Origin of the sequence: Streptomyces sp. NPDC051020, assembly GCF_040683105.1 — a bacterium.
Classification (GTDB): Bacteria; Actinomycetota; Actinomycetes; order Streptomycetales; family Streptomycetaceae; genus Streptomyces.
Map to the genome: position 1 here is coordinate 1 of NZ_JBFBCG010000095.1, position 24,761 is coordinate 24,761.

24 protein-coding genes and 3 pseudogenes are annotated in these 24,761 nt (G+C 68.7%); 15 read left to right on the forward strand and 12 right to left on the reverse strand.

Features of this window, described 5'->3' with window-relative positions:
* Positions 1-368 precede the first annotated feature (368 nt).
* Positions 369-1,094, reverse strand: a complete 726-nt coding sequence (locus AB0N06_RS32820) for a hypothetical protein (RefSeq protein ID WP_366138339.1) — start codon at positions 1,092-1,094, stop codon at positions 369-371.
* A 63-nt stretch (positions 1,095-1,157) separates the two neighbouring features.
* Positions 1,158-1,490: a hypothetical protein gene (locus AB0N06_RS32825; protein WP_366138340.1), complete on the reverse strand. Its 333-nt coding sequence runs from the start codon at positions 1,488-1,490 to the stop codon at positions 1,158-1,160.
* A 218-nt stretch (positions 1,491-1,708) separates the two neighbouring features.
* Between AB0N06_RS32825 and AB0N06_RS32830 the strand changes: the two genes are divergently transcribed.
* Positions 1,709-2,212: a hypothetical protein gene (locus AB0N06_RS32830; protein WP_366138341.1), complete on the forward strand. Its 504-nt coding sequence runs from the start codon at positions 1,709-1,711 to the stop codon at positions 2,210-2,212.
* Positions 2,213-2,288: 76 nt separating this feature from the next.
* Here the strand turns inward: AB0N06_RS32830 and AB0N06_RS32835 are convergent, their stop codons facing one another.
* Together AB0N06_RS32835 and AB0N06_RS32840 are read right to left on the reverse strand one after the other, a co-directional pair.
* Complete coding sequence (locus AB0N06_RS32835; RefSeq protein ID WP_366138342.1) at positions 2,289-2,618, reverse strand: hypothetical protein; 330 nt, start codon at positions 2,616-2,618, stop codon at positions 2,289-2,291.
* 91 nt (positions 2,619-2,709) lie between these two features.
* Positions 2,710-4,068 (reverse strand): CDC27 family protein, encoded by a 1,359-nt coding sequence (locus tag AB0N06_RS32840; protein WP_366138343.1) that lies wholly within the window; start codon positions 4,066-4,068, stop codon positions 2,710-2,712.
* Between the two features lie 53 nt (positions 4,069-4,121).
* Here AB0N06_RS32840 and AB0N06_RS32845 point away from each other — a divergent pair, with 53 nt between their 5' ends.
* The gene (locus AB0N06_RS32845) at positions 4,122-4,322 is read left to right on the forward strand and encodes a hypothetical protein (protein ID WP_366138344.1); all 201 of its coding nucleotides are present in this window, start codon (positions 4,122-4,124) and stop codon (positions 4,320-4,322) included.
* 63 nt (positions 4,323-4,385) lie between these two features.
* On the opposite strand, the gene AB0N06_RS32850 is transcribed toward AB0N06_RS32845, so the two are convergent.
* Together AB0N06_RS32850 and AB0N06_RS32855 are read right to left on the reverse strand one after the other, a co-directional pair.
* A complete protein-coding gene (locus AB0N06_RS32850; protein WP_366138345.1) occupies positions 4,386-4,808 on the reverse strand; it encodes a hypothetical protein in 423 nt (140 codons plus the stop codon).
* The gene (locus AB0N06_RS32855) at positions 4,805-5,431 is read right to left on the reverse strand and encodes a hypothetical protein (protein WP_366138346.1); all 627 of its coding nucleotides are present in this window, start codon (positions 5,429-5,431) and stop codon (positions 4,805-4,807) included. Before AB0N06_RS32855 ends, AB0N06_RS32850 begins: the two co-directional genes overlap by 4 nt.
* 180 nt (positions 5,432-5,611) lie before the next feature.
* On the opposite strand from AB0N06_RS32855, the gene AB0N06_RS32860 reads away from it, so the two are divergent.
* The 3 genes from AB0N06_RS32860 (at position 5,612) to AB0N06_RS32870 (ending at position 10,428) form a co-directional block, all read left to right on the forward strand.
* Positions 5,612-6,295 (forward strand): maleylpyruvate isomerase N-terminal domain-containing protein, encoded by a 684-nt coding sequence (locus AB0N06_RS32860; protein ID WP_366138361.1) that lies wholly within the window; start codon positions 5,612-5,614, stop codon positions 6,293-6,295.
* A gap of 101 nt (positions 6,296-6,396) precedes the next feature.
* Entirely contained in the window at positions 6,397-6,777 is a 381-nt protein-coding gene (locus AB0N06_RS32865) for a GNAT family N-acetyltransferase (RefSeq protein ID WP_366138347.1), read from the forward strand.
* Positions 6,778-6,957: 180 nt separating this feature from the next.
* Entirely contained in the window at positions 6,958-10,428 is a 3,471-nt protein-coding gene (locus AB0N06_RS32870) for a tetratricopeptide repeat protein (protein ID WP_366138348.1), read from the forward strand.
* 234 nt (positions 10,429-10,662) lie between these two features.
* Here the strand turns inward: AB0N06_RS32870 and AB0N06_RS32875 are convergent, their stop codons facing one another.
* The 3 genes from AB0N06_RS32875 to AB0N06_RS32885 form a co-directional block, all read right to left on the reverse strand.
* Positions 10,663-10,932 (reverse strand): hypothetical protein, encoded by a 270-nt coding sequence (locus AB0N06_RS32875; RefSeq protein WP_366138349.1) that lies wholly within the window; start codon positions 10,930-10,932, stop codon positions 10,663-10,665.
* Positions 10,929-11,123 carry a hypothetical protein gene (locus AB0N06_RS32880; RefSeq protein WP_366138350.1) on the reverse strand — a complete coding sequence of 65 codons (195 nt, stop codon included), beginning with the start codon at positions 11,121-11,123 and terminating at the stop codon, positions 10,929-10,931. Before AB0N06_RS32880 ends, AB0N06_RS32875 begins: the two co-directional genes overlap by 4 nt.
* A gap of 217 nt (positions 11,124-11,340) precedes the next feature.
* Positions 11,341-11,748 carry a hypothetical protein gene (locus tag AB0N06_RS32885; RefSeq protein ID WP_366138351.1) on the reverse strand — a complete coding sequence of 136 codons (408 nt, stop codon included), beginning with the start codon at positions 11,746-11,748 and terminating at the stop codon, positions 11,341-11,343.
* Positions 11,749-11,768: 20 nt separating this feature from the next.
* On the opposite strand from AB0N06_RS32885, the gene AB0N06_RS32890 reads away from it, so the two are divergent.
* A complete protein-coding gene (locus AB0N06_RS32890) occupies positions 11,769-12,188 on the forward strand; it encodes a hypothetical protein (protein WP_366138352.1) in 420 nt (139 codons plus the stop codon).
* A gap of 215 nt (positions 12,189-12,403) precedes the next feature.
* On the opposite strand, the gene AB0N06_RS32895 is transcribed toward AB0N06_RS32890, so the two are convergent.
* A complete protein-coding gene (locus AB0N06_RS32895) occupies positions 12,404-12,853 on the reverse strand; it encodes a hypothetical protein (protein ID WP_366138353.1) in 450 nt (149 codons plus the stop codon).
* Positions 12,854-13,213: 360 nt separating this feature from the next.
* Here AB0N06_RS32895 and AB0N06_RS32900 point away from each other — a divergent pair.
* The 6 genes and pseudogenes from AB0N06_RS32900 to AB0N06_RS32925 all read left to right on the forward strand — a co-directional run bounded on the left by AB0N06_RS32900 (position 13,214) and on the right by AB0N06_RS32925 (position 20,371).
* A pseudogene (locus AB0N06_RS32900) lies at positions 13,214-16,183 on the forward strand (Tn3 family transposase).
* Between the two features lie 41 nt (positions 16,184-16,224).
* A complete protein-coding gene (locus tag AB0N06_RS32905; protein ID WP_366138354.1) occupies positions 16,225-17,487 on the forward strand; it encodes an erythromycin esterase family protein in 1,263 nt (420 codons plus the stop codon).
* A gap of 183 nt (positions 17,488-17,670) precedes the next feature.
* Complete coding sequence (locus AB0N06_RS32910) at positions 17,671-18,093, forward strand: DUF6069 family protein (protein WP_366138355.1); 423 nt, start codon at positions 17,671-17,673, stop codon at positions 18,091-18,093.
* 116 nt (positions 18,094-18,209) lie between these two features.
* Positions 18,210-18,884 carry a winged helix-turn-helix domain-containing protein gene (locus AB0N06_RS32915; RefSeq protein ID WP_366138356.1) on the forward strand — a complete coding sequence of 225 codons (675 nt, stop codon included), beginning with the start codon at positions 18,210-18,212 and terminating at the stop codon, positions 18,882-18,884.
* Complete coding sequence (locus tag AB0N06_RS32920) at positions 18,881-19,627, forward strand: SRPBCC domain-containing protein (protein ID WP_366138357.1); 747 nt, start codon at positions 18,881-18,883, stop codon at positions 19,625-19,627. The genes AB0N06_RS32915 and AB0N06_RS32920 overlap by 4 nt, the downstream gene beginning before the upstream one ends.
* Positions 19,628-19,798: 171 nt before the next feature.
* Positions 19,799-20,371 carry a dihydrofolate reductase family protein gene (locus AB0N06_RS32925; protein ID WP_366138358.1) on the forward strand — a complete coding sequence of 191 codons (573 nt, stop codon included), beginning with the start codon at positions 19,799-19,801 and terminating at the stop codon, positions 20,369-20,371.
* Positions 20,372-20,467: 96 nt separating this feature from the next.
* Here AB0N06_RS32925 and AB0N06_RS32930 read toward each other — a convergent pair whose 3' ends face one another.
* Complete coding sequence (locus AB0N06_RS32930) at positions 20,468-21,223, reverse strand: DUF4158 domain-containing protein (protein ID WP_366138359.1); 756 nt, start codon at positions 21,221-21,223, stop codon at positions 20,468-20,470.
* 174 nt (positions 21,224-21,397) lie between these two features.
* Here AB0N06_RS32930 and AB0N06_RS32935 point away from each other — a divergent pair, with 174 nt between their 5' ends.
* Positions 21,398-22,363 (forward strand): recombinase family protein, encoded by a 966-nt coding sequence (locus AB0N06_RS32935; protein WP_366138360.1) that lies wholly within the window; start codon positions 21,398-21,400, stop codon positions 22,361-22,363.
* Between the two features lie 95 nt (positions 22,364-22,458).
* Here AB0N06_RS32935 and AB0N06_RS32940 read toward each other — a convergent pair.
* Positions 22,459-23,027 (reverse strand): annotated as a pseudogene (locus AB0N06_RS32940) (MFS transporter); the annotation flags it as partial.
* 241 nt (positions 23,028-23,268) lie between these two features.
* Here AB0N06_RS32940 and AB0N06_RS32945 point away from each other — a divergent pair.
* The gene (locus tag AB0N06_RS32945) at positions 23,269-23,757 is read left to right on the forward strand and encodes a TetR/AcrR family transcriptional regulator (RefSeq protein ID WP_366138362.1); all 489 of its coding nucleotides are present in this window, start codon (positions 23,269-23,271) and stop codon (positions 23,755-23,757) included.
* 908 nt (positions 23,758-24,665) lie between these two features.
* Positions 24,666-24,761, forward strand: a pseudogene (locus AB0N06_RS32950) (type I restriction endonuclease subunit M); the annotation flags it as partial.

Below are 24,761 nucleotides of genomic sequence, written 5' to 3' on the forward strand. Positions count from 1 at the left end.
CGATTTCCTTTGTGGTTGTTCCCCGCCATGGCGGGGATCTCCCGTATCTCGGCTCAACCCCTCGCCCACCACCGAGAACCTCTTCGACCCGCCCGTGTACCAGCGGGGTGCGATGGTCCTGCACAAGCTGCGCGAGACCGTCGGCGACCGGGTCCTCGACGAGATCCTGCGCGGCCGGCCCGCCAAGTACCGCTACGCGAACCCACCACGGACGACTTCACGGCCTGCGCGGAGAATGCGTCGGGCCGCGGCCTCGGCGGGCTGTGGGACGTCTGGCCGTACGGCGACGACAAGCCGGACCGGCCATGGGCACTGTCCGGCTTGTCGGGGTCACCGTTCCGCGGCCTGCCGCGCGCCTCCGGGGTGCCTCAGCAGGGGCGGGAGGAGGGGCCGTCGAAGCGGGCCCAGATCGGCGTCCAGTCGCGGGTGTACAGGACGAGGTTGGTGTCGGCCTGGACCCGCAGCCAGGCTCCCAGATCGCCGCACCTGTTCGTGCCCGTGGCCCACATCGGGTTGCCCGCGCCGTCGTAGATGACGACGTTGCCGTCCCGCTGCATCCACAGCGACGCGTTCGAGCCACGGGTTCCGGTCTGCCACTTCGCCGTGTAGAACGGGGCGCCGTGGAAGTAGAGGACGACATTGCCGTCGCTCTGCATCCACAGCTCGTACCAACCGCCCGGTTCGGTGTTGACGGCGATGTACGTGTTCGACCTCAGGCACTCGCCGGGGGCGAGGTAGTCGTGGTACCCCCAGCCCTGCGGGGGTGTGGTGCAGTTGTAATCGGGGAACGCCTGAGCCGTCACGCCGCCCGCGGCCGTCAACGGCCGCGAAAGGAGACGTTTCTGCTGCGCTTCCCGCAAGGTCGGAAGGCCCTTGAGAGACGCGGACGGCAGCGTGGGGACCTTGGTGTCCCCCTTCTTCGGCCAGCCGGACTTGTCGGGCCCCGGGTGGGCCATGCCGGAGATCGCGTGCGAGGCCGGGTGCGAGCGGCCGGCAGACGCCGCCCTCTCGGCTCCGGAAGCAGTCGATACACCGGTGGCGCTGAGCGCGACCGCGGCGAGCGCGACACCTGCCATGGTTCGTCTGAGGTTCATGCCGACATGTCACCGCGCGGTGTTCAAGAATCGGTCAACAGGCGATAAACGGGCCTGGGTACGTCATAGGTTCATGCCCCGGTGGACCAGGTCCACGACCAGGTCGCGGTCGGCGAACTGCTTGGCGACGTCGGCCAGTCCGTACGCGGCGGCCTGCTCGACGTCCCCGGCGACCACGGCGCGCAGGGCCATGGCCGTGGTGGCTGCGCGGTGGCGTCCGCCGGCGCACTGCGTCACTACGGTGAGCGGCGCGGCCGTCGGTCCGGCGAGGACCTGGCGCACGCCCGGGGTGTCCATGACGGTGTCGCGCACGACCTGGTCGTGGGCGGTGAGCTGGCGCAGGTCGGCGTGGACGTGCGGGTCGCAGAAGTGTTCTCCACCGTTTGGAACTCTCATGAGATGCTGCTGCCCTGTTGCGGCGGGATGCGTCGGTTGTCGCGTCGGTCAGCGAGGACGGCCAACTGAGAGCCGCTCTCTCATCACGGAGTTCAGCCCTGGGAGTGGCGGCCCGTGATGGGGCTCGTTGAAAATGGCTCTGACCGGATCTGTGTGAACGCTCCTGTAGGTTCTTCCGGACACGCGCGTGGGCGGGTCCCCAGCGGAAGCAAGAGGGAATGAGGGTGGCTGACGAACGGCTTGATGCCGAGTGGCTTCGCAGCTGGTGTGGGCAGGCGGACGCGGCGCTCGCGAAGCTGATGGAGTCGTTCCAGGCACGGCATGGCTTCGAGCCGGGCAGCAACGTGGTGGTGCACGCTTCGACGGCGAGCCATCAGGCCACCGACGCGCTTGTGGAGCTGACGCCGATTCCCTCGGACCTGACCACGATGTACTGGGTGATCGCTGAGGTCTCCTTGCCCGACGTGGAGAACGGCTGCTTCGTCCACCCGGCCTCGCTGGTCGCGGACCACTTCCGCGAGTACGGGGCCGTCCAGATCGACGGGGAAGAGCCTGCCCTGGTATTCGCCAGCGACGGGGGCGGCCATCTGTTCGCACTGGCAGGCTCTGGGCGGGTCTGGAGGTCGACCACCGCTTCGTGGTTCGATCAGTTCGACCTTGCTGCGGCCGGTCTTCAGGAGTTCTTTGAGAGGCTCTCTCGGCAGATCAGCGGTCAGCTCTGACGTCTGCTCGAAGGGCGAGCCGACTCAAAGCCGGTTGAGGATTCGGATTCTCGTACGGGCATGACTCGTCCCGCCGTCAGCAGTGCTCTTCCAGGTAGAGCATGCGGAGGTCGGCATCCGCACGGAACTCGTGTGCAAGGTACCGTCCGGCCGTCCCGCTTCCGCCGGGCCCCTTGTAGTCGTCCTTGACCTTGTCCCAGAGCATCGGGCGCTCGCCATCGGCGACAAGCCGGGGGCGGGTCCCGCCGCTCTCTCCGAGTACGACGGCCGCGGCATGGTCCTTCAGCAGCCGACGCGCAGCGCGAAGATCGACTCGCTTCTTCCGGAGCAGCCACGCGGTGCCAGCATTGTCCAAGAGCTGCACGGGCGCTTCGAGCTGATCCGGGTTCATGTGGAAGGCCTGCATGGTGTGAGTATTCGGCATCACGATGGGTGAGGTCATCCTGGTTTTCACGGAACTGCGGTCAGAGCCGTGAAGACTTGGCGGGCCGACCACCTCAGAAGGCGGGCTTGTCGCCCCAGGCGCCTGTCCACTGGACGGGCGGCCGGGGGATGTGCTGGTGGAGGACGGTCACGGCGTCCTCGATGCGGCCCAGGTCAATGAGGTACTCAGCCAGGTCGTGACGGCTGGCCGGTGCATGCTGTTCGAGGACGGCGACGGCCTCCTCGATACGGCCGACATCGGCCAGAAGCCTGGCGACGTGCTGCGCCGCGTACGAGGTGCCTCCCTCGGGGTGAGCCCGGGCCCGTTCCACCGCCATGTCGACCCCAGCGCTGGCGGCGATCAGCGGCAGCCGCATCCAGAACAGGTCCCAGTCCTCCTGACCCCCGCGGCAAGCTTTAAGGGCGTCGAGGTGGGCCAGACCGTCCTCTGGGCGGCCCTGGTCGAGACAGAGCTCGGACAGGGCATGGAGGATCCAGTCGTCGCCGTTCCGGGCGTCCGCTTGGACGCGCATCACGTCGATCGCCTCGTCACCCCGACCATGCCGAACCAAGAGCTGCGCAAGCTCATAAGCCGAGTTCGGGTCCTCGGCTGCAGGCCCCACCGCTTGACGGTACACGCCGATGGCGCCCTCGACGTCGCCGCACTCCTCCAGCAGCTCCGCGAGCCGCTGTGCGCCGTGCCCGAGGCCATCGGTCATCGCGTACACGCGCAGCTCCTCGATCCGGTCGTGCCGGGCCAGCAGGTCAGCCAGCAGGTCGCGGTTGTTGATCGAGGTCGTCTCCCTGGTGCGGAGCAGGGCGATTGCCTCGTCGACGCGGCCCTGGCGCTCGCGGATCGTCGCGAGCAGGTCGACGGCGTTGAACGGATTGACGTCGCGGCGTCCGCACGACGGGGAGTCGCAGCAGCGCGGCGCGGTCTCGATCCGTTGCTCCAGCAGTTCGGCGGCCTCCTCCTGGCGGCCGATGGGCCCGGCGATGTCGACGAGCGGCTCGGCGAGGTACCAGTCCTCGACGTGCGGACGCAGCAGGTCGAACGCCTCGTCGCCCCGACCGTGGCGGGCGAGCAGGCGCGCGAGGAATCCCAGCCCCAGCCGTTCCCCGCCTTCCGCGTGCGGACGTACCAGCGCGATCGCGTCGTCGACCCGGCCGTTCGCCTCCAGCACCTCCGCCATGGCCTCGGCAGCCTTCCACCAGCCCGTGGCGACGTATGGCGCGAGCACCTGAAGCGCCTCGGCCTGCTGGCCCCGCTCACCCAGCAGCCGCGCCCACTCCCGCGCGCAGAACCACTCCCCACGCCCGGCCCAGAACTCCACCTCCCCGGCATGACCGAGCTCAAGGAGCTTGGAGACCAGGCGCGGTGAGAGACAGCCCGATTGCGTCCGGGCCCGGTAGTCAAGATCAGCTGCATCCACGACCAGGCACCGTAGCCCACGCCCCCGACACCACCGAATAGCGCATGCTTGGAATGACGCTCCACGCCAGTCATCTGGTGGTGCATCGACCTCAGCGCACCGCAGGGCAGATGTGGGGCATCGACCCGAACGGGCTCTGCGACCGCCATTTTCTGTTCCCAGAGAAGTTCACCTTGGCGGAGTGGCTGACCGACTGGCTCAAAGGGAATGACACCTTCCCCGATGCCCCGATGCACGACTGTTCCAACTGCTGACGAATAGCCAGGGCTGGAGCACGGAGATCACGGAATCGCGGACAAAGCCATTTTCGCGAAGCCTCATCGGCCGGTCCGGGGTTGCGACGGGAACACAACGACGGTGCTCGCCGCCTCGTCCTCGGCCCGCAGCATCTGGTTGTCGTGGTGGAGAGAGGCGATGACCGTGGTCGCGGCGGTCAGCCGCCGGTTGAGTTCGGTGATCTCCTTCTTGGCTGTGGCGAGTTGTCGGCGGAGGTCGTCGATGTCAGCGTCCCGGCGGGCCTCGCCGGGGGTGAGGCTGCCGTGGGCATCGATGTGTGCGTCCCAGTCGGCCAGGACGGCCTTCGCGCGGAACATTGTGGCGGGGCTGACGCCAGCTTCCAGGGCGAGGTTGTTCTTCGTGAGTCGGCCGTCACTGTGCTGCGGCTTGCCCGCCAGGAGGCGGTCCATGGCCGCGCGGAGCTTGTGCTCGGCCTTGGCCGAAACGCTCGTGGTGCCGCTCATCGTCCGGCCTTCCGCAGAACAGCCTGCGCTTCGGATCGCTGTTGTTCGAGGGCCGCGCGATGGCTGGGGGCGAGGCGGTGGGTTTCCAGGAGCCTGGTGAGGGATCGTTCCTCGGAGTCCCAGATCTCGACATGCTGGGGGCCGATCATGCTGTTGCCGCAGCGGTCCGGGCGGCAGCGGTCCGGCAGGGGGCCGATGTGGCCGGGTGGGATCACCGTGCTCTCCAGGCAGATGGCGCCGGCCGGGTTGGCGGCGTCGAACAGGCAGTTGTTCAGGGTTCCGAAGCGGATGGAGACGCGGGCCTGCTTCAGCAGAGCGTGTTCGACCGTCGCGTCACCGCCCTGGGCGGCGACGGTGTCGCGGATCTTGTCGAAGGTCCGGGCCAGCTGCTCGGCGCCGGGGCCGAAGCCGATCTGCTCGTTCGCCTTGTGCGCGTCGAACAGGTCCCGCAGGCCGCGGAACCGGGCAGCTTCGATCGCCGCGTTCAGGTGCTTGGCCCAGGACGCCGCGGAGGCGGCATAGCCCTGGGTGGTGCGGTTGGCCAGGGCCCGTGAGGCGACGTGCTTGAGCTGGATGCCCAGGGCGATCTCGGAGCCGGGGAACTGGTCGGTCAGCATGGCCATGGTGCGGCTTGTGTCCGCAGAGGCCGTGTGCGGTGGAGTCCATGTTGCCATTGAGCAGGTACTCCCTTCGGGAGCGGGTTCGCGACGTTCATGGCTGGCGGTGTTGCGTTTCCGTCGTCTCGCAGTGATGCAGATCACTCCCTGGCCAGCCGGGTGGAGGCTGTTGGTAGCTTGATCACCATGAATCAGGGCCGGGTGCTGGAGGCGTTTCACCTCGAAGCCGGGGAGCTCTCCCGGGCGGTTGTAGGTCTGTCGGAGGCGGAGTGGGAGCTTCCGACGCGGTGTGAACCCTGGTCCGTGCGTGGGCTGTTGGGGCATGTGCGAGTGGTGATCGCTTGGTTGCCGGGCATGCTGGATGCTCCGCCACCGGACAAGGCCGAGGTGTCCGCGGTGGAGTACTACCGGCCCGACGACCGTTTCGCCCCGCAGACCAACACAGCCCGCATCGTCTTGGCCCAGGACCACGCGGCCGGGCAGGCCAGCGGTGCCGCGCTCGCTGAGGACTTCGCCGCGACGTGGCAGCGGGTGGACCGGCTGTGCCGCGCTGAGCCCGAGGACCGCGTCGTGCGTACTCGTCACGGGGATGCGATGCTCCTGTCGCAGTTCCTGGTCACCCGGGTGGTCGAGGTCGCGGTCCATGGCTTGGACCTGGCCGAAGCGCTGGGGCGTGAGCCGTGGCTGACCCCGCAGGCCGCAGATGCCGTGCTGGAGCTGTTGCTCGGCCCGGACCAGACAACTGCGTCGCTCGAACTTGGCTGGGACCAGCCCAAGTTCCTGCGTAAGGTCACCGGGCGTGAGCCGCTCGACGCAGCGGAGACCGTGCAGGTCGAACGGCTCGGCATTCGGTGGCTCACCCTGGGCTGACGCTTCGTGGGCCCGCTTCGAAAGCATTCGTCTGTCTTTCGGGTGAGGAGCCAGCCTTGAGGTTCTCCCGCTCGTGTCACAGTTCGTTCTAGTGTGCTGTGGTGAAGAACGATGCTTTCCTCGGTAGTGAGGTCCGTCTCGTCCCGTTATCCGCTGGGCATGCCGACGCGCTGTTCCCCTCTGCGTCCGATCCTGAGGTATGGCAGTGGATGCCGCGGCCACGTCCTGAGACTGTGACGCAGATGCGCGCGATGCTGAGCCAGATGATCGCGGATCCTGCCCGGCGGTGCTTCGCGGTGCAACGTAGTGACGACGGTGCCGTGATCGGTTCCACCAGCTTGTATGACATCGATCTGGACGAGAGCCGCGCTGAAGTCGGCGCGACGTGGTTCGAGCGGTCTTGTTGGGGAGGCCCATACAACGCTGAGTCGAAGCTGTTGCTGTTCAATCATGCTTTCGATGCGCGGCAGCCGTACTCGTAGCTCTCGGCTATTGCTTCCGGGCAGGCCCTGGGGCGCTGGGCGGTTTTGATCACCTGGCCGCCAGGCTTGATCCCCCGCGCTACGCTTCCGATCAAAGAACAGCATTCCGGGGCAGCCGAGCCGGGGACATTCGGCGCGCCCGGGGTGGGCAGTATGGCTGAGGGCGGCAAGGGAGTTCGGGTGCGATTCAGGCTGCTGGGGCCTTTGGAAGTCGAGGTCGATGGCCGGCCGGTGATGATCTGCAGTGCCATGCATCGAGCGCTGCTGTCGGTGTTGCTGCTTCGAGCGAACCGGCCGGTCACACACGGAACGCTGCAAGCGGCGTTATGGGGTGAGAATCCGCCGGCGACCGCCGCCGCATCGCTGAAGAACCATATCAGTAGGCTGCGGCGCATCCTTGAAAGCGGAGCCGAGGAGCGGGTGCGCACTGTGCCGTCGGGCTACCTGCTCCGAGTGGAGGAAGGGGAGCTCGACGCCGACGAGTTCATGGCGCTGATGGGTGGCGCGCAAGAGGCGCGCGCCTCGCAGGACTGGTCGCAGGTGAGTCAGGTGACCAGTGCGGCGCTGCGGTTGTGGCGCGGGAATCCGATGGATTGCACGCCGGTGGACGCCGTGCACCTTGAGGTGCGGCATCTGATGGAGGCGCACCAAGAAGTGCTCGGGTGGCATTTCGACGCGGCGCTCCGGCTGGGGATCCACGACGGGCTGGCGGCGCGTCTCGCGGCGGCGGTGGCGGAACACCCGCTCGTCGAGACCTTTTCCTTGCAGCTCATGCAGGTGCTGCATCGCGGAGGCCGATCGGCGCAGGCATTGGAGGTCTACCAGCGGCTGCGGCGGACACTGGTCGACGAGTTGGGGATCGAGCCGTCCGCCGCGGTGCAGCAGACGCAGCGCCGGATCCTCGCCGATCAGGACGTGAGCGCGGCCGAGACCGTCGCCGGTGCGACCCGGGACCCCGGAGACCGCGAAGGTGCGAGCCCGGCCACATCAGAGCTCGCAGCCGCACCCCGAGCAGGGAGCCGATCGTCCGACGCCGCCGACGATCCCCGCTCGCGACGACCAACAGCTCCGTCCCAGGACCCTGCTTCGGGAGCGAGGCCTTCGCACTCGCACCTGCCGAAGAACGCCTCCTGCTTCACCGGCCGCGATGATGAGTTCGACCGGCTCTTGTCGACCGCGCTCAGCCCGGTCGGTTCCGGCGGAGCGCGGATCTTCACGATCGACGGGATGCCCGGCGTCGGCAAGAGCGCCTTCGCCGTCCACGCCGCACACCGCCTGGCTGACCACTTCCCGGACGGCCAGCTGTTCCTCGCCATGAACGGGCACGCCCCCAACACCCAGCCCATGACAGTCGCCGACGCGCTCCACGCGCTCCTGACGCAGCTGGGCGTACCCGCCGAACAGATCCCGCCGGAGTCGGCGGCGCGCGCCGCGCACTGGCACGGGCTGGTCGCCGACCGTCGCCTGCTGGTGCTGCTGGACGATGTGGTCAGCAGCGAGTACGTGCGGCCGTTGCTTCCAGAACCGGGGGAAAGCCTGGTCCTGCTCACCAGTCGGCGGCGGCTGCTCGCTCTGGACGACGTCAGCCCGATTACGCTGGACGTGCTGAGTCCGGAGGCGGCGGCACGGCTGTTCGTGGCGAAGGCGGCGCGGCCGGGCCTGATCAACTCCGAACCGGGTGTGCGCGAAGTGGTCCGGTTGTGCGGGGGGCTGCCGCTGGCGGTGAACCTGATGGCCGCGCGGCTTCGCCATTACCCGGCTTGGCGGACTTCGGACCTGGTGGACGATCTGGTCGTGGCCAACCGCCAACTGCCGGCGTTGACCGCCGAGGACGTGTCGGTGGCCGCCGCGTTCGAACTCTCCTACCGCATGCTCGCCCCAGAACAGCGGATGATGTTCCGGCTGCTGGGGCTGTCGCCGGTCGACGTCGTCGATCGGCACGTGGTGGCGGCGTTGGGCGGCATCGATCCGACCTATGCCTGGCGGATGCTGCGCGACCTGGAGGAGCAGCACCTCGTCGAGGAACCGGTGCGCGGCCGCTACCGCATGCACGACCTGATCCGCGAGCATGCCCGAAGCCTGGCCGCCGCCGACGAGCCGGAGGTGCGCGAGGCGGCGTTGGACCGGCTGCTGGACTACTACGTGGACGCGGCGACCAAGGCCGACCGGCAGTTGTCAACGATGGCCGACCGGCAGTCGTCGACGATCTCGACGGGCATCGCCCTTCCCGGGACAGTCGTCGACGGGACGCCGGTCGTCTGGGCCGCGCCGGAGCCGGCCGGGGAGGACGAGGCGCGCGCCTGGCTGGCGGCCGAGCTTGGCAACGCGCGGTCCGCGGTGGAGTTCGCGATGAGCCACGGACGGCCGCGGCACGCCGTCGATCTCGCGGCGGCCCTGCAGGAGACCATGCGTACCACCGGCCATTTGAAGGAAGCCGAACAGCTCGGACACGCGGCTGTGGCGAGGGCCGGGGAGATCGGCGATGCCCATCGGTCGGCCAGAGCACTGGTTCAGCTTGGTGTCGCGCAACGCTACAGCGACCGGTATCTGAGTGCCGAGGAATCTTTCGACGCGGCGCTGGGACTGTTCGAGAGTCTCACCGACATCCATGGGAAGGCGGCCGTGCTCAGTCAGCGCGGCACGCTGCGGCGACTGTCGGGACAGTATGAAGCCGGGGCCGAGGACCTGTCACAAGCCGGTGCGCTGTTCCGAGAGCTGGGTGACCAGCAAGGCCAGGCCGCGGTTCTGGTCTGCCAGGCCCACATCGACCAGGTCTGCGGGCGGTTCGGTGCGGCCGAGCAAGCTCTTCGCAGCGCGCTGGCGATGTTCCGTGCCGGCGGGAACCGGCTGGGGGTGGCGAACGTCTTCGCCCAGCTGGGCGACATCCAGCAGCTCACCGGCGACTATCCGGCGGCGGCCGCCAGCCTGCAAGAAGCGCAGGGGCTTTACCGGGAGCTGGACAATCGCATCGGCGAGGTGAACATCCTGTCCGATCTGGGTGTGGTACTAGGCCGGATCGGCCGCTTCCCCGAGGCGGAGACGACTTTGCGCACGGCGTCCGAGCTATGCCGGGCCATCGGCGAACGCCTCACCCTGGCCTACTCGCTCACCTGCCTCGCCGGTGTGCAGTCCACGCGGGGCCGGCTCGACGAGGCCTGGGCGAACCTGCGCCAGGCCCTGGCCCTGTGCCGGCACATGGGCAACCGCATGGGTCAGGCGTATGTGCTGGCGGGGCTGGGTGCCGTCCACCGGCTGGGCGGACGGCACCGCATCGCCGCGAGCCATCTCCACCACGCGCTGGCCGTCTTCGAAGAGCTCCAGGACCCGGTCGGTGTGATCGAGGCACGCAACGGGCTCGGCGCCCTGGCCGCCGCGGCATCGGATTTCGCCGGTGCGGAGACGCATTACGCCCTGGCACTCAAGATGGCTCGGGCCGTCGACGCGCCACTGCACGAAGCGCAAGCACTCGAAGGCCTCGGACTGGCGTACTGGCACCAGGACCGCCCGGGGGCCGGCGAGGCTGAGCTGGCGCAGGCCTTGGAGATCGTCCGGCAGCTGGGAACCGTCGGCGCGGAGCGTTTGGCGGCAGTCCTGGAGCAGGCACGTGAACGCGTGTCGTCACAGTGGCGAGCCGCTCCAACCACCGGCTAACAGACGGGTGACAAGCGGGCGACCTGATGCTTTCACGAGATGAGGCAGGATACTGGTATAAGAGCACGAATATCCCTGGCCGTTTGATCGACGCTGATGCGCAGCGATGTTCAAGGTGGTGTCGAGCGCCTTGGCCAGGCGAGCGAGGTCCGCCTTGATCGCGTCCCGCAGCGCCTGCGCGAAGGCCTTGCCGGAATCAGGGGTCAGATACCCGGTCGCGCTCTGGCCGCTGACCTAGGTGAACGTGACGCCGGCCGGACCGGCCGGAGTCACGCCCGGGGCGAAGCTCAGCCGCACCGGGATGTGCGCGTTCGGCTGCGGCGCGGCGGCGGCCAACTTGGTCACACCGAACAGCGACATGTCCAGCATGCGCCCGGCGTAGGGCGCGGCCTCCGAGGGGATGACGTAGCGGTCGCCGCCGGCTTCGACACTGGTGAACGCGTCGGACGGCCCGGTCGCCGGAGACACGACGAGCGTGGAACGCCCGCCGGTCCCCACGGTCATCCGTCTGCGGTGGGCAGGACGACGACGGCGGTCCCGGCGCCGGTCGGCGTCGCCGTGGGGACCGTCGCCGTGGTGGTCGTACCCGGATCAGCGGCGCCGGCGGTCGCCTGCGCGGCCGCTGGAACGCCCAGCGCGACAGCCGTGCACAGCGCGGCGGTCGCCGAGAGGGTTCGAGATCGGTGAGAAGTCACCTTTGGTTACTCCGATGTTCGTCGGACTGGGTCGAAGGGCCGATCAACCCGATGTCGCCGCTCTTGTCAGTAGTCTGATGTAGGCGGGAAGGCGCCACCGCTTCCACAGAACGAAAACCCCTCCGACACCCGTCAGGGGCTCGGCGATTCGCGAGAAAAGGGTGCAGATCCCTTGAGAGGATCTGCACCCTGACGGCAGCGCTGTCGCCGCCGGCGCCTACTCGGTCCGCAGCGCCGTGGCCGTCCGCGACCGGGCCGCCCAGCCGGCCGCCAGCAGCGCCCCGAGCAGGGCGATCGCGATCTCCCCGGCCAGCAGCGGGATCAGCCCGGCGACCAGGCCGGTGAGCGTGGACACCAGGGCTCTCATGGTGAACACCACGTCGGACTGGCTCCCACCCGGGTTCTGCTCGACCAAGGCGTTCAGTGGGGCCAGCGCGGCGGCGGCCGAGGCGGACCAGCCCGGACCGTTGGAGTGCGAGGCCGGCTCGACGTTGAACTGGTCGATGTGCGGGGTCAGGCCGGCCGCGGTGAACGTGGCCGCGTCGGTCACGACCGACAGGAAGGAGGCGTGGGTATCGAAGTCGATGCCGGCGATCCGCAGCGACAGCTGCTTGGTGTCCTGCACCACGGTGTGGTGTCACCGGCGTGGATCCCCATCTGCGAGGCCAGGAGGTCGCTCACCACGGCGCGCCGACCAGCGCGGTCCGGGCCGGCTTGGCGAACGGCTGGGCCAGCCCCAGCGACGTCGCCCCGGGGCAGCGGCAGCCGGTTGGTCAGGCGCTGCGTCGCCTGACCGCGCTTGGCCTTGGGGGCGCGGCCGACGACCTGGCTCCGACGGCCGGCATCCGGCCGGCCCGCAGCGCCGGGATGAGCGCGGTGACACCGACCATGAGCAGGGCGCCGATCGGCACGACGTTGACCCACCACGGCGTCGTTGACCACGTCCCGCGCCACCACGCCGTCCACCAACTCGATCGTGCGATGCGCGGTGGTCGCGGCCCAGGTCAGGCCCACGCCACGGATCGCCTTGCGCGGCATGACCGGAGCCGCATGCGGCTGTTGTAGCCCATGGGTGATGGGGCAGCGATGACTTCGTTTCTCCGCCACCCAACACAGTTGTCATACCCCGCCGGGGTATACCAGCAGCCTGCAAGATCCCCCCATCGCAGTGTCACGCGGTCAGGGTGCCGGATGGGGGAGGTCTGGCAGCCTGACCGCGATGCTGCTCGGCCGCGGGCTGTGAGTATTCGCAGCCCGCGGACGAGCAGCACCGCGCCGGATCAGCAGCCGCCGTTGATCGCCTTGTTGCCGACGTAGAGGACTCCGTTGTTGTTCATGTCGACGGTTTGGCCGCTGCCACCGACAGTATTCGAGGCCCAGACGGCTTTGCCGCTGGGCGCATAGACGACGAAGTTGCCGTCATGCTGATACGTCGCGTGGTACCCGGACCCGGAGTTGGTGTTCGACGCCCAGCAGACGTAGCGGCCGCCGCCGCTGAACCCGGCCAGGTACTCGACCAGGTTGCCATCCGTCTGCATGACCAGCTGGATCTCCCAGCCGTTCGGGGTGTAACGGTGGATCATCTGGCCCGCGTTGAGGGTCTGGCCCCGGTACAGGAAGCTCTCGCCGTCGGCTGCCGACGCGGTGCCGACGGTGCCGACCATCAGGCTGGTCACCGCGGTGGCGGTGGCGAGGACTCCGACCATCGCCCGGCGCAGTCGCTTGTTCATTGGGGGTTCCCTTCCGTTCTGCTCGATCCCGGCTCGTGAGAGCAGGGCTGTCTGCGACAGGGGGGTCCGAGGACGAAGTCACCCTGCCGCGGTGGCTCATGCAGAAGAGCTTCTTCGGAAGCGGTAACACGCTGATAATCACGCGGTAACGGCCCTGTTCTCGTGTAGCTGCCGCCACCCGACAAGTAGCTTTCTGTAGCGGGTCGTGGGTGCGCCTGTCCGGGTTTTCGATCTTCTCGGCTCCTTCTCAGTGCTGTTCGGTCACGGTGGTCGGGTCATGACGACCGGGAGGAGGCCGGGGTGCGCCAGGAGTGGGAGCCGGAGGACCTGATCGAGGTTTGGACGCTTCTCGAAGACGACATGAAGCGGCTGCGGAACAAGTCCGGGGCGAACCGGCTGGGGTTCGCGCTGCTGCTGAAGTTCTTCGAGGTGGAGGCCCGGTTCCCGGAGAACACTGGGGAGATCGCGGCGCCGGCGGTGTCGTACGTGGCCCGGCAGGTGAAGGTGCCGGCCGAGAAGTAGGCCTCGTACGACTGGGCGGGCCGGGCGATCACGCGGCACCGGTCGGAGATTCGGGCCGCGTACGGGTTCCGCGAGTCCACCGAGGAAGACCAGGTGAGCCTGGCGGAGTGGCTGAGCGCCGAGCTGTGCCCGGTGGAGCTCTCCCGTGAGCGCCTGGTGGCGGCGGTGGTGGCGCGCTGCCGCAACGACCGCATCGAGCCGTCGGCCCCGGCGAAGGTCGACCGCCTGGTGGGCCGGGCCATCAATGCCTTCGAGGACCGGTTCTGCCGGACTACTCTGGAGCGGCTGCCGCGGGCGACCCGGGACCGGCTGGACGAACTGATCTCCGATGACGAGCCTGGGCATGGCGAAGGCAATGTGGTGGGCGGGGGCCGGTCGTTCTTCACCGAGCTGAAGTCCGACCCCGGTGCGCCGGGGCTGGAGAGCCTGCTGGCGGAAGTGACCAAGCTGGAGCGGGTGCGTCGTCTGGAGTTGCCCGAGAACCTGTTCGCGGACGTGTCGGAGAAGCTGGTGGACGCCTGGCGGGCGCGGGCGTCGAAGGAGTACCCGTCGAATCTGCTGCGGATGAAGCCGCACGTGCGGCTGACGCTGTTGGCTGCGCTGTGCCACGTGCGGCAGACCGAGATCACGGACTCGCTGGTGGAGTTGTTCATCCAGCTCGTACTGAAGATCAACACCAGAGCGGAGCGGAAGGTCGACAAGGAGTTCACCAACGAGCTCAAGAAGGTCCGCGGCAAGGAGGCCATGCTGCTGCGGGTCGCCGAGGCCGCGCTGGCGGAGCCGTCGGGCGTGGTGCGGCGGGTGATCTACCCGGTGGTCGGCGGTGAGCGGACGTTGAAGGCGCTGGCGGCCGAGGCGGCGGCGAACGAGGCCCGCTACAGGGCGAGGGTGCGTACGGTGCTGCGGTCGTCGTACTCCAACCACTGGCGGCGGATGCTCTCGCCGATGTTGAAGGCATTGGAGCTGAAGTGCAACAACACCGCCTACCGGCCGGTGATGGATGCGATCGACCTGCTCAAGCGGTATCTGGACCAGCCGCTGAAGGAGGGCGCCTTCTTCGACGAGACGGAGCGGATTCCGCTGAAGGAGGTGGTGCCCGAGCAGTGGCGGGCGGCGGTGGTGGACGAGAAGAGTCGGGTGGAGCGCATTCCGTATGAGCTGTGCGTGCTCGTGTCCCTGCGGGACGCGCTGCGGCGTCGGGAGATCTGGGTGGTCGGCGCGAACCGGTGGCGCAACCCGGAGGACGACCTGCCGCAGGACTTCGAGGACAACCGGGATGTCCACTACGCCGCGATCCGCCAGCCCCAGGACCCGGAGACGTTCATCAGTGCTCTGCAGACCAAGCTCCGCACCTCCTTGGACCGGCTGGAGATGGCTCTGGTAAAAGACACCACCGGCGGGGTGTCCATCACCCGACGCCACGGCGAGCCGTGGGTCAAGGTATCCCCGCAGCCGAAGCTAAAAGAGCCGGAGAACCTGGTCGCGGTCAAGGATGAGATGGAACGGCGCTGGGGCACCATCGACCTGCTGGACATCCTCAAGGAGGCCGAGTTCGGCACCGGCTTCACCGGCGAGTTCGCCTCGGTGGCCACCAGTGAGCGGCTGCCGCGGCACGTCCTGCGGCGTCGACTGCTGCTGGTGCTGTTCGCGCTGGGGACGAACATGGGCATCAAACGGGTGGTGGCCACCGGCAAGCACGGCGAGACGGAGGCGGTCCTGCGCAGGGTGCGGCACTTGTTCGTCAACCGGGACAACCTGCGGGCGGCGGTGACGAAGCTGGTCAACGCCACCTTCGCCGCCCGCGACGAGGCATGGTGGGGCACCGGCACGGCGTGCGCGTCGGACAGCCGTAAGTTCGGGGCCTGGTCGACCAACTTCATGACCGAGTGGCACCAGCGGTACCGCGGCCCCGGCGTGATGATCTACTGGCACGTCGAGCGGAAGTCGGTGTGCATCTACTCCCAGCTCAAGAGCTGTTCGGCCTCCGAGGTCGCCGCGATGATCGAGGGCGTGCTGCGGCACTGCACCGAGATGGTCGTCGACCGGCAGTCCACCGACACCCACGGCGCCTCCATCGTCGGGTTCGCCTTCGCCCACATGCTCGACTTCAAGCTGATGCCGAGGCTGAAGAACATCGGCTCGTCGAGGCTGTACCGTCCGTCGACCGGGGAGGACGGCAACTGGCCCACCCTGGCGCCGGTGCTGTCCACCCGCACCATCGACTGGGAGCTGATCCGCCAGCAGTACGACCAGATCGTGAAGTACACCACCGCGCTCCGCCTGGGCACCGCCGAGGCCGAGCAGGTGCTGCGGCGTTTCACCCGCGGCGGCCCCAAGCACCCCACCTACCGGGCCATCGAGGAACTCGGGCGGGCGGTGCGTACGGCGTTCATCTGCGACTACCTCGCCGACGCCGAGATGCGCCGGGAGACCCACGAAGGGCTCCAGGTGGTGGAGAACTGGAACAGCGCCAACAAGGACCTCTTCTACGGCAAGGACGGCGACCTGACCGGCCAGGACAAGGAGAGCCAGGAGGTGTCCATGCTCTCCCTCCACCTCCTCCAGTCCGCCCTGGTCCACGTCAACACCCTGCTGCTCCAGCAGATCCTCGCCGACCCCGAGTGGGCCGACCGCCTCACCGACGCCGACCGGCGGGCCCTGTCCCCGCTGTTCTGGACGCACATCAACCCCTACGGCCGGTTCGAACTCGACATGAACAGCCGTCTCGCACTCGCGCCGGCCAACGTGCCCAGTCCGCGTCCGTCCGAAGAAGCGGCACCCGTAGCCCCCGGTCACACACCTGCTTGACCACACTCGCAGCCAGGTCCGTATGGGTAGCCTCAACGAACATGTCGACGACAGATCACGAGCCCGCTCCGGGTGAGGTGACGGGCTGGCTAGCCCGGAACGCCTTACCACTGAAGAGCCTGACGGCAGGCACACCCACCACCGACCTTCAGCCGCTGAAGAGCATTCTCGACGGCGTGCGGGTCGTGGGTATGGGCGAGGCCACTCACGGAACACGTGAATTCTTCCAGCTCAAGCACCGCCTACTGGAGTTCCTGGTGACAGAGCTGGGCTTCTCGATCCTGGCCATGGAAGCGAGCGCGTCGGCGGCACCAGCCGTCGACGCCTACGTGCGCCAAGGCGTCGGCGACGGCGCGGAGGTCCTGGCCGGGCTCGGGTTCTGGACCTGGCGCACCCATGAGGTGCTTGCGGTAATCGAGTGGATGCGGGCCTACAACCGAGGCCGCCCCGAGGCCCAGAAGGTGCGCTTCGCGGGCATCGACCCCCAACGGTGCGGCACCTCCCTCACAGTGCTCGACGCCTTGCTGCGGCGCGTGGCACCCGCGCGTGCGGCCGAGCTCCTCTCCCCGCTCCGCGTGCTCGCCAAGGCGCATCCGGGATCGCGTCCCGACCCCGAGCAGCGCCTGGTCCACGACGCCGAGGCGCTGCTGGGCTTTCTCAGCAACATTCCCGAAGCCGCCGACGCGTTGCGCCATGCCCGAATCCTCAAGCAGGCTGCCGACCTGGTGACCCGGGCCGGACAGCACCCGGATGCCGAGCAGACCGTCTTCGCCGCCCGCGACCGGTACATGGCCGATGCGGTCGACGAACTCCTCGCCGATCCGTCCGCCAGAATCGCCCTGTGGGCTCACAACGGCCACATCACGACGAGTCGTCACGGCGGAGCCGTACCGGCACTGGGGCAGCACCTGCGCACTCGGCACGGCGACGCTTACTACGCGCTTGGCCTGTTGTTCGGCAGAGGGAAATTCCGTGCCCGCCGGATCTGGCCGGGCCCGTGGGCACGGCCCCGCGCCGGTGCCGTCGTCATCAACCGGATAGGCCCTGCCCGTGCTGCTGCAGTAGAGGCCCAGCTGGCTGCCGCGAACCCAGACGACCACTTCGTGGACCTCCGCAGCGCAGCCGACGCACCGTTGGCCGTACGGCAGTGGCTCCACGGCCGCCACGTCGCGCGGGGCTTCGGCGCCCTGGTTCCACGCTGGACCTACCGGCTCAACCACAGTCCAATCATCTTGGCCGACGCATACGACGGGCTGGCCTATGTGGCGGTCTCCAACAGCTCCCAGCCCCTGGCACTCTCATAAACGGCCGTTTGTGAGAGGTCGGACACGGAGGCGGGCCGCGAGGCGGTGGGATCAAGACCGACTACTTTTCCTGTCTTGACAAATTTTCCTTTCGGTATGACGCTGGAGCAGTCCCCGGCGCCGCCATGGAGGACGAATCCGCCGCGGCCGCGCAAGCCGCCGCCCCTCGACAAGGAGACTGATGTGTCCGGATCCACCTCGATCGCCCGCGACGCCGCTCCGACCACGACCAGCCGTCGCGCGTTGTGGCTGCCGGGCCTCGCGTTCGCCGCAGGCGGCGCTGTCGCCGCGACGGTCGTCGCCGCCGCGGTGCACGCCGCAGGCGCGTCGCTCAAGATCACCGGCGATCCGATACCCCTGCTCGGCTTCACGCAGCTGTCGTTCGTATTCTCGGTCGTGGGCATCGCGCTGGCGGCCGCCTTCCGGCGGTGGTCGGCCCGGCCGGCCCTGGTGTTCACCCGGACGGCAGCCGCGCTCCTGGCGATGTCGCTCCTGCCCGACCTCCTGATTCCCGAGGCCGACACGGCCACGCGAGTAACGCTGATCGCCACCCACATCGCGGTCGCCGCCCTCGTCATTCCGGGGCTCCGATCCCGCCTGCGGTGACTGCCGCGCACATCCCGGAAGGCACCGCGGGGCCGCAGTGGGCGCCGCCCGGCTCACCCCCCTCCGACGATATTTCTCGTCTTGACCTATTTTCTTTTCGGAAGGAAGGTGGAGAGGTGCTGGACATCGCTGTGATCGAAGAACCCGCCGCGGCCGAGTCGTCCCTGGACCCGATACGGTCCCGGATCCTCGCCGCCTTGGCCGAGCCCGGCTCGGCCGCCATGCTGGCCGGCCGCCTGGGGCTGCCCCGGCAGAAGGTCAACTACCACCTCAAGGAGCTGGAACGGCACGGCCTGGTCGAGCTCGCCGAGGAACGGCGTAAAGGCAACGTCACCGAACGTGTGTACCGCGCCACCGCCGCCTCCTACGTGATCTCACCCAGCGCCCTGGCCGCCGTCGGCCCGGACCCTTCCCGCTCACCCGACCAGCTCTCCGCCCGCTGGCTACTGGCACTGGGAGCCCGGTTGGTGCAGGAGGTCGGCTCCCTGCTGACCGGCGCCGCCCAGGCAGGGCGGCGGGTCGCCAGCTTCGGCATCGACGCCGAGGTCCGGTTCGCCTCCGCCGCCGACCGGACGGCCTTCGCCGACGAGCTGGCCCAGGCCGTGGCTACCCTCGCCAGCCGCTACCACGACGAGTCCGCGCCGGGAGGCCGAACCCACCGCGTGGTCGTCGGCATCCACCAGATCCCTGACACGCACTCCGCCGTCCCGGAACACCAAGGCGGACCGCAGCAGGGTCCGGAGGGGACGCAGGGACACGAACCCGAAGCACAGCAGGAGAACCGCCGATGACGCACCCCTTCGAGATCGAGCAGGAGATCACCCTGCCCGCAGGCCCGGAACAGGTCTGGGCCGCGATCGCCACCGGGCCCGGCATCGAGTCGTGGTTCATGGGCCGCAACGAGGTCGAGCCGCGCGAGGGCGGCGCCGCCGCCATGGACATCGGCGGCAACCGGGAGGAGTCGGTGGTCACCGCCTACGAACTCGGCAAACGCTTCGCCACCCGCACGGCCACCGCCGCCGACGGCCGGTGCATGGCCTTCGAGTACCTCATCGAAGGGCGCGAGGGCGGCAGCACGGTACTACGCATCGTCCACAGCGGCATGCTCGGCGACGACTGGCAGGACGAGTACGACGCCCTGCGCCGCGGCTGGCCCTTCCACCTCCACACACTCCGCGAATACCTGGCGCACTTCCCCGGCAGCGCCGGCGTCCCCGTCTTCGCCATGGCGCGCACCGGCGAGCAGCCCGCGCAGGAGGTACGGGCCATCCTCACCCGCGGACTGTCGCTGCCGACGACGGTCGCGGTCGGCGCGCGGGCGCACGCCGCGCCGGCCGGCCTGCCGCCGATGGGCGGTGAAGTGACCTGGTCCGACGAGGAGCGCATCGAGGTCCGCACCGACGACGGGCTCTACACCTTCCACCACGGCTCCGGCCTGGTGCTGATGTTCCACCACCTCTTCGGCCCGGATACCGACGGCGCCGAGGCCGCGTGGCAGCAGTGGCTGACCGGCATCCTCGCCGACCACGCCTGACATTCCGGGCGCAAAACCCATGCGGGCATCCGTGTCCGCCCCACAACTCCGGACCGGCTGCTGTCCCAGCGGTCTCCGGCCCTCATCCTCGGCGCGACGATCCGCCGCACACACGGCTGAAGCGCTCACCGAGCAGAGTCACACACATCCCAAACACCGAGGAGCACCACCATGCGCACGTTGATCAGCACGGCCTTCATCTCGCTCGACGGCGTCGTCGAGGGCCCGGGCGGCGAGCCCGGCTACCGCAACTCCGGCTGGACCTTCAAGGACGTCGAGTTCGTCCCCGAGGCATTCGAGATCAAGGAACGGGAGCAGCAGGAGTCCACCGCGATCCTGATGGGCCGCGTCAGCTACGAGGCGTTCAGCCCGGTCTGGCCGGACATGGCAGAGTTCGCGCACTACAAGACCATGCCGAAGTACGTCGTCTCCACCACCCTCACCGACGACAAGCTCGTTTCCAACTGGGGCCAGACCACCATCCTGCGCTCCCTGGACGAGGTCGCCGCCCTCAAGGAGACCGAGGGCGGCCCGATCATCGTCCACGGCAGCGCCACCCTGAACCACAGTCTCTCCGACGCCGGTCTCATCGACCGCTACCACCTCCTCGTCTTCCCGCTGCTGCTCGGTGCCGGCAAGCGTCTGTTCAGCGCCACTGACAAGGACACCCAGAAGCTGAAGCTCATCGAGCACGAGGTCTACAGCAACGGCCTGCAGAAGCAGGTCTTCGACGTCGTCCGCTGAAGGCACCGCGCTCCAGGGGCCGCCGACGAGGTCTTCCTCGACCGCGGCCTCTGGAAGTCCGTAGCGGGCACAGACCCTGATCGAGCCTGCTCGCCTTCATGTCGAACCCGAGCGGCAGTCGGCCCGGTCTGCGTCCGCGACCTTCCCGGACGCCACCGACTCCAGCCACTTGCCCGGGTCGCCCAGGGAGTCGACCCAATCCAGGTGGCCCTTCAACCGGCGGAAGTTCGTCCAGGTCGCCCGGCCGGGGTTGCGCTTGAGCGCGTTGAACAGCGTCTTGCGGTCCAGCCCGATCACGTCGGGCAGGCCCAGCAGGCGCCGCCGCTCCTCCTCGGTCATCCGGTCCCGGATGCCGGCCAGGATCTCCTCGTTCACCTGGGCCCGCGCCATGGAGGCCATCGTGTCCAGCGTCGAGAAGCGGGGGATCTCCAGCCCCACCTCGACCAGCTTCTCCAGCGCGATGTTGATCAGGTCCGCCGGGTTGTTCTTCGACGCCGCCTCGATCCGCATCGTCTCCTCGGCCAGGGCCCGCGCGGCCGGCCCGTCGTAGCGCACCTGGCACCGCTCCCGTACCCACGCCCGGTGGCGCTCCGCCGTCCGGCCCGAGGCGTACACCGGCAGGGTGCTCTCCGGCAGATCCAGAATCCGGCGGACGAACTCCACGACCTGGTCGGGCACCTCGTCCTGCTTCGGGAAGCAGCCCATCAGCAACGCGAGTTGGTGCTCGTCCGAGCCCGTGACCTCCTCGGCCCAGACCCGCTCCTCCTCACCCGGGGTGAAGAACACGTGCAGCTCACGCGCGGTGATCAGCCGCTTGAACCGCGGATACGCGGTCCTCTCGATCGAAGTCATCCCCACCCCACCCGAAACCAGCACCAGACGGACGCGCCACAGCGCGCCCGCGCTGGATCATCTCCAGGGAAGGCGCCAGGGAAGATCAGAACAGCCGAAACCGGGACACCATCGGGCGCCCGATGGTAGGTCGCAGCAGGGGATCAGAACTTCAAGATCAGCTCGTGGCGGCTTTTGGGCTCACCTTGGCTGGACCCCTGTCCGAAGTGCGACGCGCAGCCCGGCTCACCGTGCCGCTCGCGCGGCGGCGCGGTCGCCTCCGCCTACCACACCCGCCGCTTCACCATGGTGCCCCGGCTGAAGAAGGCGCTGCGCGTGCCGACCCCGGCCGACCGCGGCCCTGGCCGGCCGTGGCGGCCGGGCACCCCGCCGCCGACGCCGATCGCCCCGGACCTGCCGAGCGCGGACATCCGCATCGGCTACGCCCGCTGCTCAACCCTCGGGCAGGAACTCGACTCCCAGCTCGACGCGCTCAGCAAGCACGGCATCCCAAGGGACAAGATCTTCAGTGAGAAGATCAGCATCCGCGTGCGGGTCCGCCCGAAGTTCGAGGAGGCGCTGCGGACCGCCCGGGAGGTCAAGGCCCACGCACCGCACTGCCGGGTCATCTTCACCGTGTACGAGATGAAGCGCCTCGGCCGCGACGCCGCCGAACTCACCGCCCTCGCCGACCACCTCACCGCCCACGGCCTGGTCCTGGAGATGCTCGCCGGACCCCTGCCCGGCATCTACGACCCCACCGGCCCCGGCAAGCTGCTGTTCGCGTTCTTCGCTGCGATGGCGGAGACCGAGCGGGAGAACATCCGGGAGTCCACCCTGGAAGGGCTCGACACCGCGGCACGCAAGGGCAAGCACGGCGGCCGGCCGCCGGTCATCACCGACGACATGCTCCACACCGTGCTGCGACGCCGCGCGGGCGGCGAGTCCGTCGAGCAGATCCAGCCCGACCTGATCATCCCCACCGGCAAGCGCAAGGGACAGAGCCCCTCGGTGGCCAGCATCTACCGGGCGCTCGCCGAGCACGCCAAGCGCGAGGCGTACCCCGAAGCGGTCGAACAGGCTCACGCCGACTTCGCCGCAGTCCAGAGCGGCGGACTCCCCTCGCCCCGAACGACACAAACAGCGGAGCCCGCACGGTGACGAACCCACCAGGCAAGGCTCAGCTTCGGTCCGGCCTCTGAACTGGGCCGCAGCCGCTTAGCGTTGTTTTTTCGGCGAGAACTACCGGCACCCCGAAGAGCCCGCGCGGCGATGGCCAGGGCGACGACGCCGACGGGCAGGTTGACCAGGAAGGCCCACCGCCAGGACAACTGGTCCGTAAAGACACCGCCCAGCAAGGGGCCGACGATGCTGGCGACGCCGTAGACCGAACCGAACATGCCCTGGTACCGGCCGCGCTCGCTCGGGGCGACGATGTCACCGACCAGGGCGAAGGTCAGCACGATCATGCCGCCGCCGCCCACGCCCTGGAGCACCCGGGCGCCGATCAGCTCGGGGAGGTTCTGCGCCAGACCACAGACCACGAGGCGACAAGGAAGATCGTGGTCGAGGCGAGGTAGAGCCGCTTGCGGCCGAACATGTCACCGAGCTTGCCCCACAGCGGCGTTACCGCCGTCGAAGCGAGCAGGTACGCGGCACTGACCCAGGCGATGTCATCGAACCCGTTCAGGTCCTCCGCTATCCGGGGCAGCGCGGTCGAGACGATCGTCTGATCCAGGGCCGCGAGCAGGACTGCGAGGATCAGCGCGCTCATGGCGGCGCCGACACCACCCGCCCGGGGTGATGAGGACTGTGTCTTCGACATCGGAACTTGCCTTTCTCCAAGGGGCGGCAGGAGCGGGTGCCCCTGCTGCGACACAACGGTGGCGTCTCACTAGGTTGGCGTTACCCAAGCTATTTGTCACTTGAATGTAGCACTTAATGACTCGTGCTTCACGTCCAAGAGGCGATAGATGTCTCAGGCTTCACAATCCCCGACTAGACTCGATGTCGTGAGAGCCGACGCAGCACGCAATCTGGAAGCCGTCCTGACCACCGGAGCGCGCATACTCGCCGCCGACCCCGGCGCGAGCATCGCGAGCATCGCCGCCGAGGCGGGCGTGGACCGGCGCACGGTCTACCGGCGCTTCGCCTCCCGCGAGGAGCTCCTCGCCGCCATCTACGAGTCCCGGGTGACGGCCGTCGAGCAGGCCATCGAGGACGCGCGGCTGCGCGAGGCACCCGTCACCGTCGCCCTGCACCGCTACGTCGAGAACGTCATCGCCGTCAACCGCACCTGGCCCGTCGACCTCACCCGCATGCTCGCCGACGACGCCATCCGCCGACGCCGGGACGCGTCCGCCCGTGAGGTCGACGCTTTCCTCGAACGCGCCATCGACGAAGGCGTCCTGCGCCCCGGTCTTCCCCAGGGGTGGGCGAGCGCGCTGCTGCCCCAACTCATGCACCTCGTGTCCTGGCAGTCGCCCGAGCTGAGCCCCGGACGGGCAGCGGACGTCGTCGTCGACACCCTGCTGCACGGTCTCGGAACGTCCTGACACGACGAAGGCCCCCTGGAACACATGTGTCGTATGTTCCAGGGGGCCTTCGTGTGCGTCCGTGGTGACCCCGGAACACCTATCTCTGACCCACCGTGCAAAGTAGCGGCTGGCGGGCGAGGAGTTGACGGTGCACCGCGGGGACGGCGCTGACGCGCAGGTGTAACCCTGGCCGCGCCGCACGGTCACCCCGTCGTCGAGCGCGGCCTGCTCGGGGGGCTGCAGCTCGGTGGCGCGGAGGAAGTCGGCGACCTTGCCCAGCATGTCGAGGGTGACCGGCAGCTCCGGCACCGGGACGTCCTCCTCGATGGCGGCGTGGTCGGGCATGAGGTCGGCGACGGCCGTGCGGATCGCGCTGCGGCTGACGCCGTGCTCGCGGGCAAGGGCGGTGATAGACCGGCCCTCCAGGTACGCGGTGCGGACGGCGCCGGCCCTGTCGGCCGCCACGGCCGGACGGCGCCCGCCCTTGCTGCCTTGGGCTTCGGCGGCCCGTAGTCCGTCGTAGGTCAGCTCGCGCTGGAGGTCGCGCTGAAGTTCGCCGGCGGCGGCAAGGGTCTGCACCTGATTGGATTCGAGCCGCCACAGACCCCCGGATTGCACGGGTTCATTGGACACGTCGGCCGCCTGTCGGCAACGATCGTTTGACGACAGGCGGGCAGGGTTCGATCCTCGGTCGCAGGGTTGAACCCTGGTGAGGGTGTCTAGCCTGCCCGTTTCCCGCCGCCCCGTTCGGCCTTACGCCCTCGCGGCCGCCAGAGGCCGGCGACGGCGCTCGGTCTTCGCCCCGAGGCAGTGCCGTCCGTGAGCGTGAACAACGGCGGCCATGGCCAGGCCTCGGCTCTGCCAGTCGTTGCGGACCATGTACGGGATCTTGAGGCCACGAGCAGCCCATGGCAGGCTCATGCCGCATGATCGATGAATTCGCGAAAGACAACCTGCACGGGAGACTGCGGCGGGACCGCAAGGCGCTGCTCTGGAAACTCGACGGCTTGTCCGAATACGAC

Coding starts and splice junctions, on each gene's coding strand:
- AB0N06_RS32925 (WP_366138358.1), top strand. CDS start 19,799: ATGCGCACGTTGATCAGCACGGCCTTCATCTCGCTCGACGGCGTCGTC.
- AB0N06_RS32860 (WP_366138361.1), top strand. CDS start 5,612: ATGAATCAGGGCCGGGTGCTGGAGGCGTTTCACCTCGAAGCCGGGGAG.
- AB0N06_RS32920 (WP_366138357.1), top strand. CDS start 18,881: ATGACGCACCCCTTCGAGATCGAGCAGGAGATCACCCTGCCCGCAGGC.
- AB0N06_RS32845 (WP_366138344.1), top strand. CDS start 4,122: ATGACGCTCCACGCCAGTCATCTGGTGGTGCATCGACCTCAGCGCACC.
- AB0N06_RS32855 (WP_366138346.1), bottom strand. CDS start 5,431: ATGGCCATGCTGACCGACCAGTTCCCCGGCTCCGAGATCGCCCTGGGC.
- AB0N06_RS32825 (WP_366138340.1), bottom strand. CDS start 1,490: ATGAGAGTTCCAAACGGTGGAGAACACTTCTGCGACCCGCACGTCCAC.
- AB0N06_RS32820 (WP_366138339.1), bottom strand. CDS start 1,094: ATGAACCTCAGACGAACCATGGCAGGTGTCGCGCTCGCCGCGGTCGCG.
- AB0N06_RS32905 (WP_366138354.1), top strand. CDS start 16,225: ATGTCGACGACAGATCACGAGCCCGCTCCGGGTGAGGTGACGGGCTGG.
- AB0N06_RS32930 (WP_366138359.1), bottom strand. CDS start 21,223: ATGACTTCGATCGAGAGGACCGCGTATCCGCGGTTCAAGCGGCTGATC.
- AB0N06_RS32850 (WP_366138345.1), bottom strand. CDS start 4,808: ATGAGCGGCACCACGAGCGTTTCGGCCAAGGCCGAGCACAAGCTCCGC.
- AB0N06_RS32895 (WP_366138353.1), bottom strand. CDS start 12,853: ATGAACAAGCGACTGCGCCGGGCGATGGTCGGAGTCCTCGCCACCGCC.
- AB0N06_RS32875 (WP_366138349.1), bottom strand. CDS start 10,932: ATGACCGTGGGGACCGGCGGGCGTTCCACGCTCGTCGTGTCTCCGGCG.
- AB0N06_RS32835 (WP_366138342.1), bottom strand. CDS start 2,618: ATGCAGGCCTTCCACATGAACCCGGATCAGCTCGAAGCGCCCGTGCAG.
- AB0N06_RS32830 (WP_366138341.1), top strand. CDS start 1,709: ATGAGGGTGGCTGACGAACGGCTTGATGCCGAGTGGCTTCGCAGCTGG.